Below are 16,980 nucleotides of genomic sequence, written 5' to 3' on the forward strand. Positions count from 1 at the left end.
AAATTACAAGTAAACAGTATGTTAAAAAGAAAATCAATCTATGCATGGATATCTGTCTTGATGGTTTCCATAAGCGGTTTTTGCATGGATACCATGAATGGAGATGAAGTACGCACTCCGCAGAAGTTGCGTATAGGAACAACCATAAGCGTTTTCGGCGGTTTAGAGGGACTGACCTATGAAAATCTGAAAGAAGCGCGGTCTGCAGGTATCTCCGACATAGAGATTTCTCTCACCGGCTTGGTCAATGGAGATCATCCTATTCCAAATGCCGAATTAAAAGAGAAGTTCCGCCGGGTAAAACACGATGCCGACAGTGCCGGAATCAACATCTGGTCGATACATATGCCTTATGGGGCCGACTGTGACCCGTCGCACGTTGACGAAACGATCCGTTCGCATTCGGAAAATGCCTACCGTGGCTATATTGATGTTGTCGGTGTATTAGAGCCGGAAGTTATACTGTTTCATCCAAGCTGGCGGTTGGGCCTCAACGAACGCAAGCAACGCATGAGCCAGTTGGTAAAAACCATCACCTCCCTGAATAAAGATGTAAAGGAGACAGGAGCCATTATCGTACTGGAAAATCTTCTCGGGTATAAGTTGCTTCGCAGCCCCGGAGTAGAACGCCCACTGGGCCGTACGGTCGAGGAGATGGTTGAAATCATGGATTTAATGCCGGCCGATGTTTATGCTGCCATCGACATGAATCACATTAAAAATCCCGAACGGCTGATCGCCGCACTCGGTTCTCGCATAAAGAGTGTCCATATTGCCGACGGAGACGGAGAGAAAGAGTGCCATCAGCTCCCGGGACGTGGCAAAAACAACTGGACCCTTATTCTTCAGGCGCTTGACCGTGCCGGCTATACCGGCCCGTTCCTCTACGAAATAAGGGCAAAGGAGGTCAATGGGTTTACGGATCTCGTTGCCACCTATCACCGGATTTATGAAGACTACATAAAGTCTTTACAACCTTAAAAAGCTGCCTTGGGGACTCCCTCAAAAGTATAAGAGCCTGTTTAAACTTTCCTCTTAAAATAATACTGAGCAAAATTTAAACAGGCACTAAAAGTTCCAAGTGATTTTATCAATACATTATTAACAAATCTATGAGAATTATGAAACTAAAACATTTCTTACTCTACGCAATGGGAATTTTGATTCCTACAACCGTTTTTTCGGCCGAATACTATGTCGTACCGGGTTTACGCTCCACAGGTAACGACGGTTCATCTTGGGAAAAAGCGATTACCATGTACGACGTTTTCGAGAATGATGCCTCTGCTGCAAAAAACGACGAGGTATCCAAATATAAAACCGGAGACGTATTCTTTCTTGCAGGCGGTACCTATTACAATGCTACCAGTCCCGGTGCCGACGCCGGGCGTATTTACCGTGGTTATGTTTTTGTAGGAGGATGCGATCAGAGCAAAGGCGCGGTTACCGAATGGCCTGCCTATCCATCGGCCACACCCACGATATTCTCCGGCGACCTCGATGAAAACGGGGGGCCGAGCGCAGGCGACCTCCGCAACTTAATCCATGTGCGCCAGGCAAGGAACGATGATGCCGAGAACTTGGCCCATATCTGCCGGCTGATAGGTATCGATTTCACCTGTTCATACTCTCCCGAAGGTTCGACTAATGCAAGCGGAGCCGTTTATTGCACACAGGGGGCCATCGAGCTCCAGTATTGCAATATATATAATAATATAAGCAAAGGCGAAGGTGCAGGAGACGGAATCGGCGCCGGTATCCACATCTATGGCGGACTTTATCATATAAAAGACTGCAATGTATACAACAACAAAGCGCACAAGACCGGAGCCGGATTCCGCTGTACCACCCGTAGTTCGAAGAAAGCGAATGGCGTAATCGAACGTTGCTACTTCGGTAATAATGAAGTAGAATCCCGTTATGGTGGTGCCATCGCCCAGTCTTCGGGAGAGAATATGTGGATCATAAATTCTACCATCGTCGACAACAAGGCTTTTTATGAAGGTGCAGGAGTTTGTGCCAATGGCAGTTCTTTTGATGACGATGTACGCGCGGTACATATTATTAACTGTACCATTGCCGGTAATACCTGTTCTGCCGACCCTTCGGAGCTATATGCCGAAGATACGGAAACCGGTACTGTCACTAACCCCGGTTCATGGTTGGGTTCGCAAATACGCATTGCCTGTGATCCGGCGGTGAATATCTGCAATTCGATCATCGTGGGGCGCGATGATGACGGTGCGGTAGCCAAAGCTGCCATCGTTCTTACCGGTACGGAGAAAACACCTTCCAGCGCTTATCTAAATTCTTATGGCGGCAGCATACTGGGCACATTCGGCTCGGTCATGGAATCTCCTACTATTGCTATCAACTGGAACAATGATCATATGGATGGCAACAACCCGAATACTTATTCAAAAATATTCGGTACAACAGCAGCCGGAGAGAATGGTGGATTTACCAAGACATTGAAACCTGTGGATAATGGAATTCTCGATCAGCTCGGAGTTTATGCCCTTTATGGCTTCGAACTCGGAGAGTACATCAAAACGCTAAAAGATGAAGGCAGATATCTACCGTTCGAGATTGATGTTACAGTAGACCAAACCGGTTCGAAACGTAGTCAGGAAGAGGTTAACGGTGAAACTGCTCCGGGAGCTTATGACTTCTTAACCAATCATGGGACCGGTATTGCCAATACGGCCTCCCCGGGGAGTTCTCTCAAATTACAAGCTTCGGGTAATGGTATCTACAAGGTGGTAGGACTCACCGATAATGCTACCATACATATTTATAATTTACAAGGTATGCGCATCCAATCTATTACACAAAGCGATACGATTGATTTGCGTGAACTTGCAAAGGGTATTTACATGGCTAACGTGAACGGACAAACGTTCAAAGTTACCAGATAATATTGTCACTCATTTATTAAACAGGTCCGTCTGCCTCCCGGATACAGGAAGCAGACGACTTGTTTGTTTTATAAATCATTATTATATGGCTTTCTATCACATCAAATATAGGCTATTTGCCATCCTATGGGTGCTTCTACCGACCATTCCAACGGTCAGTGTAGCCAATACCACGACTTTAAATGTGGGGTGTTTTAATATCCGTTTCAAAACAACTGCCGATCAAGGAGAATTAAGCTGGGACAACCGCAAGAGCTATGTTGCCCGGACAATTATCGATTTCAAGTACGACATTGTCGGGGTCAATGAAATGAACGCCGGTTCGCAACAAGAGGATATGAAAAGTTTGCTTCCGGAGTATTCATTTGTAGAATGGGGAGGTAACTCGTCGACGGTGCCCAATCAAGGCACAGTCAATGCGGTATTGTTTCGCACCGACAAATTCGACCTTCTTGAAGAGGGACATTACTTTTTATGTACAGACCCCTCCAAATCGCTAATTTCATGGGACAACAGCAGTGGTAACAAACGTTTTGCCGTATGGGCCAAGTTAAGAGTGAAAGAGACCGGTGAACTGTTTTACTATTTCATCACCCACCTCGATCATTTAGGAAGCGATGCCCGTAATGAAGGAACACGTATTAACATAGAAAAAGTACGTTCCATCTCCGGTCATTATCCGGCAATTATATGTGGTGACCATAACTCATCGGCCATACGCTATCCGTTCTATGACCTTTGCAGTGCCTATCTGTCGGACAGCCGCAAAGTATCGGAAACCCCATTTCCGTGGCCTAAGGACGGCACCTTGTGCAAATGGGACCCTGAGAAGAAAGATGGGACCCGGCTGGATTATGTATGGGTAAAAGGAATGAAAGTGCATACATACAATCACATCAATGAAACTTTTGGACGCGGCGTCACGCCTTCCGATCATTTCCCTGTGATAGTAAGCATTTCATTAATGCCTTTCGTAGCCTCCCATACCCGCTATGTGGATATAAATGCTGCCGATGGCGGCGACGGAAGCAAGTCAGCCCCCTTCCGCAATATTCAGGAGGCTGTCGATGCCACCTGCAACGGTGATACCATTTACGTTGCCCAAGGACACTATTCCGTAACCGAATCGGAGCTATTAAAAGGCCGTAGTGCTACACTCAACATTCCCCATTCGCTGGATATATTCGGCGGCTACGATTCTGCATTTAAAGAAGTGACAGGACGCACAGTCCTATCGGGAGATATAAACGGCAATGATGAAATTGCCGACGGAGTATTGACCGGTAACGAAGAAAACGCTTATCGTGTAGTGACCGTTCAAAAATACTGTGCACTGACGCTTTGCAATTTTGAAATTGTGGGAGGAAATGCCAACGGAAGTGTTACCATAGGTGCAGGCATCGCCGGGCTGGGCTCGCCACTGATACTCAACAATGTGATTATTCGCGACAACCAATCCACAGGTCAGGGTGCGGGAATCTATGCAGCCGGCCAATTATTATGCACCGGCTGCCGATTTATCCGTAACATTTCATCAGCCAACGGTGGTGCATACTTCACCGCCTATGCCGGTGTGGAGCTATGGTGGCGCTATGCCATAACAGGTTGCTACTTCTCTGAAAATGAGGCGGTACAAGGTTCTGCCGGATACCATTCCGGATACTCGTGGGCTTATCTGGGGTACAACACGTATACCTGCAACAAGGCAACTTACGGAGGCACCGTCTCACTCAACGGAACGGCTTATGCTTCTAAAACAACCTTAGTCAATAATACTTTTGTCAACAACCGGATAGAAGCTACCGGCGGTGTCATCAACGAAATAAAAGGAGGATCGGCCGTCTATGCCAATTTGAATGCAGCATCTACACTTTCGATCGTCAACAATACGATTGTCGGAAACCATGCCTCGTGCTATAAAAACGGTACACCTACCGCCGACTTTTACGGTGCTGCCGTACATATCTACAACGGCACACCATTCATTTTCAACAACGTGATTGCCGGAAACCGTTCCACCTCTATATATACCGGTGATGTTTACAATGCAGGGCAACCGGCGACTACCGGCTATAATATCTTTTCGAGTACCGATAACATCGGTATAACACCGGCAGAAACCGATATTTTAGGAACTTCGGCCGATGCATCGATCCTATTGCTCGGCAACATGCTCGAAAGCAATATAGTAGAAGGAGATATCGTTCCTGTTTTGGCTTTAAACGGTGGCTCAATTGAGACAGTCAAGGTGAAAAGACGCTTTTTCGGATCAAATGCAATCAATGTGCTGCCGGCATCGCAGTTTGAAGAAAAATTATTGAAAGGAGATGTAGACAATACGATTGAATTACGAGACAAGCTTATATTCGACCAACGAGGAGTAGAACGTTCGACGGATGGTACTTCATCGATCGGTGCGTATGAGTATGGCAAGGGAGGTACGGGCATTACTGAAACAACAATCACTACCAGTCCGGTCAGCACATACCAGAACGGTTCGACTCTATATCTGTCTGCTGCTATGGCGTTGCAGGATGTGAGGATATTCTCCATGACCGGATCAACAGTCATTCATTTAGGTGAAGTTAATGCAGGAGAGACTCCGGTCAACATTTCCCGGCTTTATCCCGGAGTATATATATTGTCCTGGAAAGGAGGAACTACCCGATTTGTAAAAGGATAAATAAGAATCTGTTTCCATTTTGCATCAAAAACCTTTATAAAATCACCCATACTACAGTCTGACTGTATTCTAAAAGTTGGATAGATAACTTTGGGAATATAGTTCAGACTGTAGCATGGATGATCTTATTGAATACAAGCTACCCATCCCCCACCCGGCGCAAGTCGGATGACAATCTCATTCTGTTCCAATATACCGGACGTTTTCCGATAGTCCTGAGCCGACCGATGGGCATTTATCCCATCACTGAATATCTCGATTCGTTTCCCGATACAATCATCCGGCAATTTCACTGTCAGTTCACGAGTATTCCAATCGCCCAATACTCCGATATACCAATCATCACCTTTGCGCCGAGCCACAACGATATACTCCCCGACTTTACCATCGAGCACGAAAGTGTCATCCCAAACAGTAGGAATCCGGGAAATAAAGCGGATACATTCCTGTTCACGCATATAATTGGACGGAGAATCACAAAGCATGTTAAGCGGAGAATCGAATACGACATATTCTGCAAGCTGATGACAACGGGTGCCCTGACTCATCGGATTACTCCTGTTCGGGAAATATCCGCCTTTGACACTATTACGCATCGCTCCCTGCGTATAATCCATCGGGCCGGCCACCATACGGATGTATGGTAATAAAACATCGTAAGAAACCATATCGACATCGGGTTTAGACCACTTCAATTGTTCAAGGCCGAATACCGCTTCATAATTGACCACATTGGGATACGTACGTTGCATGCCCGTCGGTTTGGGGCAACCATGAAAATCGACAAGCATTTTATGAGCAGCGCATACTTTGGCTGTACGGTACATAAAAGCAATCATCTCCTGATCGTCACGATTAAGGAAATCTATTTTAAAACCTTTAATACCCATATCGGCATAATGCGATACCACCTTTTCCAAATTTAGTTCCATCGCCAGATAACCGGCCCACAAAATAATATCGACCCCTTTTCTCCTTCCATGATCTACTATTGTCTGAAGATCGATTTCCGGAACGACATCAAAAAGATCACACTTTCCTTTGGTAGCCCATCCCTCATCGAGAATAACATACTCGATACCGTTTTCGGAAGCAAAATCGATGTAGTATTTATAAGTTTCTGTATTGATGCCGGCTTTGAAATCTACTCCGTAAAGCCCCCAGTCATTCCACCACTCCCAGGCAACCTTCCCCGGCTTGATCCATGACCGGTCGGCAATACGTGACGGAGCAGCTAACCGGTATACCATATCATTTTCCGTCAACTCTCCATCGCGCTTCGTTACTATGAAAGTACGCCACGGAAAAGTACGCGGTGTATCGATCTTTGCCATATAGGGATACCGCGAAGTAACCAGATATTCAAGGTCATTATGCCCGCCCCGCACCACACTCTTCGGATAAGGAGCAAAGACTCCTTGCAACTGCGGCCTGCAATTATCTGCGGCTAAATACATCCCGGGATAATCTTCAACGTCAGCTTCGGCAATACACAATTTTTCGTCATGCTCCAGATTGACAAGTATCGGTGTAAACAACAGATTATTAGCATCAAAGTCTTGCACCGGAAGATATGTATAAAGATTTTGCATATCATTCCAGAACTGCTGTTCACGGGTAGCGTTCTTTCGTTTCTTACGGTCACGCACATACGGAGCCCATGTCTCAAAGTTCTGAGACAACCGATACACCACCTTCTCATTCTTTATAGTATGTTCCCCCGAAAGCGAAGATATGAAGCGATAAGCCATTCCATCATCATACATCCGGAATTCAATACTGAAACCGGCAGTCGCGTTCAATACCAATCGGTTATACTTATCTCGTACCTGCGATTTCTTATACATTGGAGAAGGAATCACTTCATCGACAGACAAGCGTTGTGCTTTTCTTACTTTCATACCGGCTCCCCAAACTGTACCATCCGTCCATTCTATAGCAATGGTCGATGGTGACAATATCGATTGACGTTCGTCAGAAAGAGTAAACGTAAGACTGTCACCGACATTTATTTCACTCATAAGCCTCCCATTAGGAGAAACCAGCTTATATCCGGTAGCAGCAGCCATTGTAGCAGTGAAAACCGCCATAAACATCAAAAAAATTATCTTATATTTCTTCATCTTTTCAAATCAATAAGTAAATGTACAAATGATAGGATAATGGTCTGAAATCCACCTTACACCGTAAACCGGCTTATCAACCGTTTCAAACACCAACGGGCAAGCGTTACGATAGAATATATGATCCAAATTTTTGCCTCTTACCAAAGGAGACACACGTCCGAAACCATTAAAGCTGGAATGATCATCCGTTCCGGCCGCATCTTCCCGGGCAGAAGCGAACCAACGGTAAAACGGAGTCAGACTCTCACGTCGTGGATCATCGGGATTGTAGGAAGCATTCATATCACCGGTTACGAATACAGTTGCGTCCCTACCGGCAATGGTCTTCATCTGATTGTTTATCAATGAGGCGCACCGGGCACGTACCTCAGTATCCACCGGATCTTTTTTATAGGGCAGATGGGTGGTGACAATATAAAAGTCTTTCCGGCTTTTTTTATCTTTGAGTTGCAACCACAAGGCAGCCCGATAATGCCGGTCAGTCGAATTCCACGGCTGAGACGGAACTTCCGGAGTAGCACTCAACCAAAAATGTCCCGAACGTTCCACTGAATATTTATCACGGAGATATAACAACAATACTCCTCCGGTACGGGAATCGGACAGTGTGTCGTTCATCTCTATACGATAATAACCGTAATCAGGTAGCATATCAAAGATTTGTTGCCACATCTCGTTGCGTGGTTCCTGCATCCCCACCACGTCGGGACGATACTGGGCCATCATACGGGCACATGGTTCCCGACGCCGATCCCATGACGTATCGAGAGAATCGTTCGGATTATTGAAACGAATATTGAACGACATCACCTTTACAGAATCCAGCACGACAACATCGTCATGATAATCCTGGGCGACGGCACAAGAAAAACTCAGCAGTAAAATGCCGGATAAAAGAATGTTTTTTTTCATATATGTATCTTTAAAATTATACTATGAAGACTTAACAAAAGGCACTGAATACGTAACCGCCAATACAAAGCCAACACTGATTTAAAAAACATTAACATGCTTTATTCTGATAATCCAAGCCGTCACAAGCCACAATATTCAAACCAAATAAAAATACCGGCTACGTAGATGCATGATGTAATGTGTTCCTTGAATGAATGTTCCTTTAAATTAAAATATTGACAAAATGAAAAAAAGAAAATTAGGATTGTTCCCTAAAGTATTGATTGCGATAACTATCGGTTCGTTATTGGGGTTGATAGCCCCGGATATTATGATCAGAATACTTAAGACCTTCAATGTGTTCTTTGCGCAAATCCTCAAATTTATCGTGCCCTTGCTCGTAATAGGTCTGGTGACTCCTTCCGTTGCCAACTTAGGACGCGGAGCGGGAAAAATGCTATTGAGTGTTATTGTTATCTCCTATCTGTCGACGATAGGTGCAGGATTTTTTGCATACGGTTGTGCTTCAAACCTGCTTCCCCATTATCTAAGTATCGGTGAAATTTCCACTTCCGCGCTGGAAGGAAAAGTATTCGAACCTTATTTCAATATCAAATTCCCTCCGATTTGCGATATACTGACGGCTCTCCTCCTATCATTCATGCTCGGTGTCGGCATCATTTTCACCAAAGCTCCGGGACTGAAAAAAGCCTTTGATGAATTCGGAGAAATAGTAAAACTCACAATTGAACGTGCCATCATTCCCCTCCTGCCGTTTTATATCTTCACAATGATATGCGAAATGAGTGCCGCCGGTCATCTGTCAACTGTCATGGGAACAGGCATCAAAGTCATTGCAACCGGTGTCATCCTGTCTATCTGCTATCTCATTATCCAATATATCATAGCCGGACTGATAGCTAAGAAAAATCCTTTTAAATGTATATGGAACATTATTCCGGCATATCTGACAGGCTTTTCAATCTGCTCCAGTTCGGCTGTTATTCCTGTCACTCTCGAATGTACCATGAAAAACGGTGCCACCAAAGAGATCGCCAATTTTACCATCCCTCTTTGTTCTACAGTCCATATGTGCGGGTCGACTATCAAACTTATCACTACATCGGTTGCAGTGATGTATCTGAGCGGAATGAATATCAGTTTTGCACTCTTTGTCAATTTCATTCTTTTACAAGGAATTTCTGCCGTAGCTGCTCCCGGAGTAATGGGAGGTGTCTTGATGGCATCGATCGGATTACTGGAATCTGTTCTCGGTTTTTCGCCGGAACAAAGTGCCTTGATGATGACCATTTATCTGGCTCTCGACGGATATGGCCCGGCATGTAATGTCAGTGGAGACGGTGCTATCACCCTTATTATCGACCGTTTTTTCGGGAAAAAATATGCATCTGCGCAACAATAAAAGATCTATTTCAAAATCAGATTACGTAGTCATATTATGTCATGTGTTCTTTTTATATAGAAGAAAGAATAATTAAAAAAATATATGGAGAAAGAAAACATAAAGATGTTTTTCGAGAGTCAGTCCACACCCCCTGATTCCGAGAAAATAGAACAATGGTATATAGACAATATCAATAATACCGAATTGGATACCATCCTTCTGGAATTATTGAAAAAATGTACCCATCAAGATGAGCAAAAAGCCAGATGCGCGTTCAGCCGCACATGCCATCGCATAGGTATCGGATCCCCCAAAGTCACTCAAAAGAGAAAAATAATATACCGTTGGGTATCGGGAATAGCAGCTACCGTATTGGTATGCGGTTTCCTATTGGGTACACATTTATGGAATTCCCGGTCCGGCGATATCAATTTGGAAAAGGTATACGCATCGGCAGGCAATTCAAAGATGGTGATACTTCCCGACTCTACAAAGGTCTACCTCAAACCCACAAGTACCCTTTTTTATGAGGCAAACGACTTTACCCACAACAGAAAAGTTCATTTGTTTGGCGAAGCGTACGTAGAGGTAACCAAGGATGCGAAACATCCGTTTTCCGTTGTATGCAACAATGCCACAATCAAAGTATTGGGAACTAAATTCAACGTACAATCGCATGAATCCGATTCGGAATTTGAAGTAATGCTGTACGAAGGATGTGTAGACGTAGAATCTGAATTCAACAATAAACAGGTAGAGGTACTCATGGCGCCCGGTGATATTGTAAAGATCGACAAAACTACCGGAAATATGTCGCAAATGAACATTTCGACTATAGCTAATCAAGGGCAATCCCGTAAGTTCTACTTTATCGATAAAAAGCTGGAAGATATAACCAACCAGCTCGAACGCCATTTCCAAAAGAAAATTGTAATCACCAACCCCCAATTAAAATCAATAAAATACGATGCAATATTTGCCAACGATGAGACAATTGAACAGATTTTAAATTACCTGAACGCATCACAACAGATGAGCATTATATATCATGACAACACCACTATAGAGATACGGTAACACAATTTCAGTTTTCAACAGGTAAATGATAGAACCCACAAAAAACAATCAGATGAAACGAATCATTTTATTCTTCACCTTTATAGCTCTTGCAAGCAACCTTCTTGCCGCCCGAGACTATCCCAAATGGCTGGAAAGTGCGGCTATATATCATATCTATCCTTCTTCTTACATGGATAGCGACGGAGACGGATATGGCGATTTGGAAGGTATCCGTTCACGTTTGGATTACATAAAAAATTTAGGTTTCAATACCATCTGGATCAGTCCGGTCTTTTACAGCGAATTTGAAGACGGCGGTTATGATATCACCGATTTCTATAAAATCGACCCACGCTTCGGTACAAATACCGATTTAGTAAATCTGGTAAACGATGCACATGCAAAGGGTATCAAGGTGTGTCTCGACCTTGTGGCCGGTCACACTTCAGATAAGCATCCTTGGTTTCTGGAGTCTGCGAATGGAGATCCCAACGGGCATTATGCCGATTATTACATTTGGACGAAAGGTAAAAAAACAACTCCGCCGAAACCGGAAAGAGGAGGCTGGGTAAAAAATGAATATCCGCGCGACGGGTACTATCTGATGAACTATTACGATATTCAACCGGCACTCAATTACGGATATTACCAGCCGGACCTGGAAAATTCGTGGGAACAAGCCTATGATGCTCCCGGTCCGAAAGCAGTCCGCCAGGAGATAAAGAATATCATCTCTTTTTGGTTTGATAAAGGAGTCGACGGTTTTCGTTGCGACCTGGCCTGGTCATTGGTAAAAGGAGATGATGCAGAGTTTCACGGGGTAAGAAAACTTTGGAATGAAATATTTTCCTGGCAGGCAGAAAAGTATCCCGAAACGATCTTCCTGTCAGAATGGTCAAGTCCGATAGAGGCCATTTCTTGCGGTTTCGATATCGATATTATCCGCCACAACGGATGTGGAAAAACCATGTATCGCGATCTGGTGCACAATACACTTCGATATGCAGACCCGGAAACCGGTATGTACCAACCGAAAAACTGTTGGTTTGACAGGGCGGGAAAAGGACAGTTCGCTTCTTTCGTGGAACCTTTCAAAAAAATGTATGAAGTAACCAAAGGACACGGTTTCCCATGCATGCCCACATCCAGCCATGACACCTGGAGACTAAATCGTAACCAGCGTTCCACTCCGGAGGAACTAAAAGTAGCCATGACATTCTTCCTGACAATGCCATGGGTACCGATTGTATATTACGGAGAAGAAATCGGGATGCGTTCAATGGACGGATGGCCGTTTATTGAAGGCAGTCGGGACCGGTCGGCCCAAAGAACGCCCATGCAATGGGAAGCAGGCGCAACAGCCGGTTTCTCTACCTGCGCCCCTTCAAAATTGTACTTACCCATAGACCCGGATCCGAAGCGTCCGACAGTGGCCGGTCAAATCAATGATCCGCATTCCATACTCAACTGTACGAAAGGGCTTCTGGCCCTCCGTTCTTCAGTCCCTGCATTAGGGAATACCGGAGGATGGAAGCTTGTCAGTGATCCGCAGCAGGCATACCCTGCCATATACGAACGCTCCGACAATCACTCAAAATATCTGGTAATTATCAATCCAAGAGAAAAAAATGCTACGGCACTCATTGGAGGGTATGATCAATTAGAAATTATTTGGGGAGATCCCAAAAGTTTGTCAATAAAAAAATCGAAAGGTAAGTTATCGCTGAAAATCCAAGGAGTAAGTTCCGTCATCTGTAAAGTTCTGTAATTCATATTAGTCATCAACAAAATAATAAATCAATGAAAAAGGTTTTCAAATTCTATTTAATGCTGTTCTTAAGTATCACAGGAACAGTTTTTACAACGAATGCAGAAACTAAAAAAATTCTCGTTGTTGGAAACAGTTTCTCATTCGATGCAGCTTTGCAGGAACTTCTTCCGATAGTACAAGCTGCAGGAGATGATATCGTATTGGGATTCCCATATAAAGGAGGAACTACATTAGAACTTCACACGAATTATATTACCGGAAATCAACAGATATATAATTACTACAAAATCAAAGATGGGAAAATGACATCGACAGGAGGAAACAGCCGAAAATTCGATGCAAATATCATTACGGATGAAGACTGGGATATTGTCATTATACAAACCGATCATAATTATTCGGGCGCATACAGTCATTACTTTCCATATTTGGACAATCTGATTACCTATTTTAAAACTTATCTTACGAATAAAAATGCCAAGTTTTATCTTTACATGACCTGGGCCTATCAAAACGGTTCGGCCAAATTAGAAGAGTTAATCAACAAAGGTCTTTATACCGGTCAGATGGATCAATATACAAAAATCATTGATTGTGCAAGCCGCGCCGCCATACAATCGGGAATTGGCGAAGAAAATATAATTCCGGGCGGGACAGCCGTCCAAAACGGGCGTACCAGTTACATCGGCGATGATTATAACCGTGATGGCTATCACATGAATCTCAGCCACGGCCGTTATACCGTAGCATTAACATGGTATGAAAAAATCTTTGGAAAAAGTGTCATCGGATTAAGTTATCACCCTGCTTCCGTCAGCGATTTCTGTGCAGAGATGTGTCAACATGCCGCCCATGAAGCTATTATCAACCCCCAAAGTATCAGCAGCCTTGTGGATACCTATGGAGTAAACCCAAATACAAAATTCAAAGTCATCGACAGACCGTTAATGATCAATTTCGGCATCGGTCTCGGCTCATCTGCAGTTTCTCAATATTCATGGAATAGTTTGACAACTGCATTAACCGGAGCAAATACGGGAAGTTTATATAACAGCAAAGGGTATGGAACAGATGTGAAAGCCTCGATAGACAAACCATTCGACGGCATTTCCTCCATTGGAACAATATCATCGGCAACAGCCTTAGATATGCCTTCGAATGTGTCTAAATCAACCTTTTACGGTACCACAGAGAGTTCGGTCATTATTTCCGGATTATATCCGGGGCAAGCGTATGATATGAGCGTATTTGCTTCGGTTATGAATGCATCGGCCAATGCTGAAACCGTCTACTCCTTCAAAGGAGAAAATGACGGAAGTGCCTCCCTGAATCCAACGGACAACACTGCAAACATTGCAACGGTTCAAGGAATCATCGCTGATGACAAAGGACGTATCTGTTTAACTGTAAAAGCCGGCATAAACAACAACGAAGAAAAGAAAACTTATTATCTGGGAGCATTAATGATAACCCCACACCTTGAGATCCCGGGGAAAATTCCTGTCCATATTAACTTTACCACCAGTGAAAAAGCAACTCAAGAAAACCTTTGGAATAATGTGATATCCCATCTTGCCGGAACCAAAATAGAAAATTTGACAGATTCGGAAGAGAATACTTTAGGCATCTCTCTAAACATCACAAAAAGTTTTGCCGGCATTACTGAAAACGGTGCATCCGAAACAAATACGTTACTCAACATGCCTGCAAATGTATCTTCAACAGGTTATTGGGTAAACGGTGTCGAAAAAGACGGTATTCTTGCCGACAATGCCGAAATTGTATTCAGTGGCTTGAATCCCGAAAAATCCTATGATTTTTATATGTTCGGTTCTTACATGAATACAACAGAAGTTTATGAAGCAGAATATTCGACCTTTGGAACTGTAGAAAATTACATCGGACTAAATGGCAACAACAATGATCAGTCGGTTGCCGAACTCACCTCGATATATCCCGATGCGGACGGACATATCCGATTTACAGTCACCCCGGGAGCTACAAGTGCGGATATCTACAAAATAGGTTATATCAATGCCATGGCCATTATGATTCCGGGTATTGTGAAAGTCATACCATTCGAACCTGTGGCAGAAGGCCCGTGGGATGGTATTTCCATGATTGAACCTGCCCGTGACGTTTCCGGTAATTGTGTTATTTATACAGGAGCAGAATTAGCATGGGTAGCCAATCAAGTCAATCAAGGACATGCCATAACGGGTATAAAGATTGCCAAAGATATAGATTTAGGTAACCAACCATGGACTCCAATAGGATACGGAACTTATTTTACCGGAAAAATAGACGGACAAGGTTATCACATTTATAATATGTATATAAATAAAAGCGACCTTACTGAGAAATCGAACTTTGCAGGCTTCATAGGTGGTACAAACAGTGAGAGTTGTGATATTATTAATATCAACCTCTCAGGAAAAATCGACATTCCCGCATCAGTGGCTCAGAAAACCCAGGTCGGATCATTCGTCGGCAAAGCCAATGCCTTAGGAAATATGATTAATTGTCATAGCGATGTTGAAATTAATATCATGGGAGCACCGGCATATGTAGGTGGTGTATTGGCATTTATGAAAAATGCCAATATAAAAAACTGCTCATACTCAGGTAATATAACAATCGCGACATCCGGAAAAGTAACCAATGGTATCGGCGGTATTTTGGGATGTACAAATTCAAGTACTACCGGCATCGAAGCCGTTATTAACGGATGCTACTTTGACGGTAGTATTAAAAATAACGGTTCCGGAATCCCCAAATATGTAGCCGGAATCAATTCATATTCTAATTTATCAAAAGCTGCCGAAACCATTACGAACAATTATGTTATCGGCACTATCGATTGCACGGCCACAGACCAAGGCACCGTTTATGGAAAGACCAACACGACAAATTTTGATTGTGAAAATAACTATTATTACGCCGACTACACCTTGACAGGCAAAGGTGGAATTCCTATGAAAATAGAAGAATTTCATTCCGGAGAAGTTGCCCATTTATTAAACGGTGATCAAATGGAGTTTCTTTTCGGACAGGAGCTTGATTCTGATGACAACATGCCGGTTGTCTATAGAGGTTCCAACAGAGTATACAAAACAATCTTTATGTATAATGACTACGAATATGCAGTGCTTTATAATAACACAGAAATGAAGTTTCCCAAAAATCCTGTTCCTGATGACAACCCGACATTCGAAGGATGGTATGATGAAAAAGGAAATCGCTATGACAGGAACTCAACTACCCAAACCGACCTAACACTCTATGCTAAAACCGTAGCAACAGGCACCGATAACCTAAAAACTAAAGATAAAATTAGCATCAATAATAATAAAATCGATATAAATTCGGAAAGTGAAATTGGAGACATTACTATTTGGAACATACACGGAACAAAAGTTATTAATAAAACGATCAGAGAGACAACCACAGAATTAGATATAAATTCATTACAAAATGGTATATATCTTTTTAAGAGCAAAAAGAATTGTATCAAATTCACAAAGAAATAAGATGAGAGAACTCGTAACTCAAATCACAATGTAATGTGTCCATAAACCAATATCCAAAATAAGAAAGGAGTTAATTTCGTACGTAATTCACGAAGGGCAAGTTCAATATGTTTTTCTACCGTACGTGCCGAAATATGCATTATTTCGGCTATTTCTTTTGCAGATTTATGTTCAAACCGACTCATTTTGAAAATAGCACGCCGTTTCTCCGGCATTGTTTCAATGGTATCCGCAATCGCTTTCTGCATTTCGTTCCAAAATAGCTCGTTCTCTGCACTTGGAGTAACCACAGTGTCGTGTACACCATCTAAAAATCGGTCTACTATTTGGTTTTGCTTAGAACGAAAATGATTGTATATCTCATATTTAGCAATTACATACAAATAAGAGTGAATCGATAAATTGCTTTGTAATTTTTCCCTATTGACCCACACTTTGATAAATGTATTTTGCGTAATATCTTCAGAAATCCATTCGTCCTTCACCAACCCGAATATAAATTGGTTGAAATGTGAATAGTATTTTATAAAAAGTTCTTCAAAACACTGTACATCCCCATTCTTTATGCCGGTTATCAAATCAGGTTCATTCATT

General features: G+C 43.1%; 10 protein-coding genes. 7 read left to right on the forward strand and 3 right to left on the reverse strand.

What is annotated here, in order from left to right; genetic code table 11:
* The first annotated feature begins 18 nt into the window (after positions 1–18).
* From QVP90_RS12460 to QVP90_RS12470, 3 genes are all read left to right on the forward strand, one after another.
* A complete protein-coding gene (locus QVP90_RS12460) occupies positions 19–981 on the forward strand; it encodes a sugar phosphate isomerase/epimerase family protein (protein WP_021936619.1) in 963 nt (320 codons plus the stop codon).
* Positions 982–1,121: 140 nt separating this feature from the next.
* On the forward strand, positions 1,122–2,918 hold the full coding sequence (locus QVP90_RS12465) for a T9SS type A sorting domain-containing protein (RefSeq protein WP_021936620.1): 1,797 nt from the start codon (positions 1,122–1,124) through the stop codon (positions 2,916–2,918).
* A gap of 85 nt (positions 2,919–3,003) precedes the next feature.
* On the forward strand, positions 3,004–5,601 hold the full coding sequence (locus QVP90_RS12470) for an endonuclease/exonuclease/phosphatase family protein (protein WP_021936621.1): 2,598 nt from the start codon (positions 3,004–3,006) through the stop codon (positions 5,599–5,601).
* Between the two features lie 125 nt (positions 5,602–5,726).
* On the opposite strand, the gene QVP90_RS12475 is transcribed toward QVP90_RS12470, so the two are convergent.
* Both QVP90_RS12475 and QVP90_RS12480 read right to left on the reverse strand, forming a co-directional pair.
* Positions 5,727–7,724, reverse strand: a complete 1,998-nt coding sequence (locus tag QVP90_RS12475) for a glycoside hydrolase family 97 protein (protein WP_264381005.1) — start codon at positions 7,722–7,724, stop codon at positions 5,727–5,729.
* Positions 7,725–7,733: 9 nt separating this feature from the next.
* The gene (locus QVP90_RS12480; RefSeq protein WP_005929140.1) at positions 7,734–8,639 is read right to left on the reverse strand and encodes an endonuclease/exonuclease/phosphatase family protein; all 906 of its coding nucleotides are present in this window, start codon (positions 8,637–8,639) and stop codon (positions 7,734–7,736) included.
* A gap of 226 nt (positions 8,640–8,865) precedes the next feature.
* Between QVP90_RS12480 and QVP90_RS12485 the strand changes: the two genes are divergently transcribed.
* From QVP90_RS12485 to QVP90_RS12500, 4 genes are all read left to right on the forward strand, one after another.
* Positions 8,866–10,044: a dicarboxylate/amino acid:cation symporter gene (locus QVP90_RS12485; RefSeq protein ID WP_021936623.1), complete on the forward strand. Its 1,179-nt coding sequence runs from the start codon at positions 8,866–8,868 to the stop codon at positions 10,042–10,044.
* Positions 10,045–10,128: 84 nt separating this feature from the next.
* Positions 10,129–11,103, forward strand: coding sequence for a FecR family protein (locus QVP90_RS12490; protein ID WP_021936624.1), 975 nt, complete (start codon positions 10,129–10,131; stop codon positions 11,101–11,103).
* 52 nt (positions 11,104–11,155) lie between these two features.
* A complete protein-coding gene (locus QVP90_RS12495; RefSeq protein WP_021936625.1) occupies positions 11,156–12,853 on the forward strand; it encodes an alpha-amylase family glycosyl hydrolase in 1,698 nt (565 codons plus the stop codon).
* A gap of 32 nt (positions 12,854–12,885) precedes the next feature.
* Positions 12,886–16,386, forward strand: a complete 3,501-nt coding sequence (locus QVP90_RS12500) for a DUF4886 domain-containing protein (RefSeq protein WP_021936626.1) — start codon at positions 12,886–12,888, stop codon at positions 16,384–16,386.
* A 23-nt stretch (positions 16,387–16,409) separates the two neighbouring features.
* Here QVP90_RS12500 and QVP90_RS12505 read toward each other — a convergent pair whose 3' ends face one another.
* Complete coding sequence (locus QVP90_RS12505) at positions 16,410–16,979, reverse strand: RNA polymerase sigma-70 factor (RefSeq protein WP_021936627.1); 570 nt, start codon at positions 16,977–16,979, stop codon at positions 16,410–16,412.
* Position 16,980: the final 1 nt, after the last annotated feature.

Origin of the sequence: Bacteroides sp. CAG:189 (genome assembly GCF_000432295.1) — a bacterium.
Taxonomy (GTDB): domain Bacteria; phylum Bacteroidota; class Bacteroidia; order Bacteroidales; family Bacteroidaceae; genus Bacteroides; species Bacteroides salyersiae.

Excerpts from the sequence above, each read along its gene's own strand:
- QVP90_RS12490 (WP_021936624.1), top strand. The coding sequence starts at position 10,129 with ATGGAGAAAGAAAACATAAAGATGTTTTTCGAGAGTCAGTCCACACCC.
- QVP90_RS12485 (WP_021936623.1), top strand. The coding sequence starts at position 8,866 with ATGAAAAAAAGAAAATTAGGATTGTTCCCTAAAGTATTGATTGCGATA.
- QVP90_RS12505 (WP_021936627.1), bottom strand. The coding sequence starts at position 16,979 with ATGAATGAACCTGATTTGATAACCGGCATAAAGAATGGGGATGTACAG.
- QVP90_RS12495 (WP_021936625.1), top strand. The coding sequence starts at position 11,156 with ATGAAACGAATCATTTTATTCTTCACCTTTATAGCTCTTGCAAGCAAC.
- QVP90_RS12465 (WP_021936620.1), top strand. The coding sequence starts at position 1,122 with ATGAAACTAAAACATTTCTTACTCTACGCAATGGGAATTTTGATTCCT.
- QVP90_RS12460 (WP_021936619.1), top strand. The coding sequence starts at position 19 with ATGTTAAAAAGAAAATCAATCTATGCATGGATATCTGTCTTGATGGTT.
- QVP90_RS12500 (WP_021936626.1), top strand. The coding sequence starts at position 12,886 with ATGAAAAAGGTTTTCAAATTCTATTTAATGCTGTTCTTAAGTATCACA.
- QVP90_RS12475 (WP_264381005.1), bottom strand. The coding sequence starts at position 7,724 with ATGAAGAAATATAAGATAATTTTTTTGATGTTTATGGCGGTTTTCACT.
- QVP90_RS12480 (WP_005929140.1), bottom strand. The coding sequence starts at position 8,639 with ATGAAAAAAAACATTCTTTTATCCGGCATTTTACTGCTGAGTTTTTCT.
- QVP90_RS12470 (WP_021936621.1), top strand. The coding sequence starts at position 3,004 with ATGGCTTTCTATCACATCAAATATAGGCTATTTGCCATCCTATGGGTG.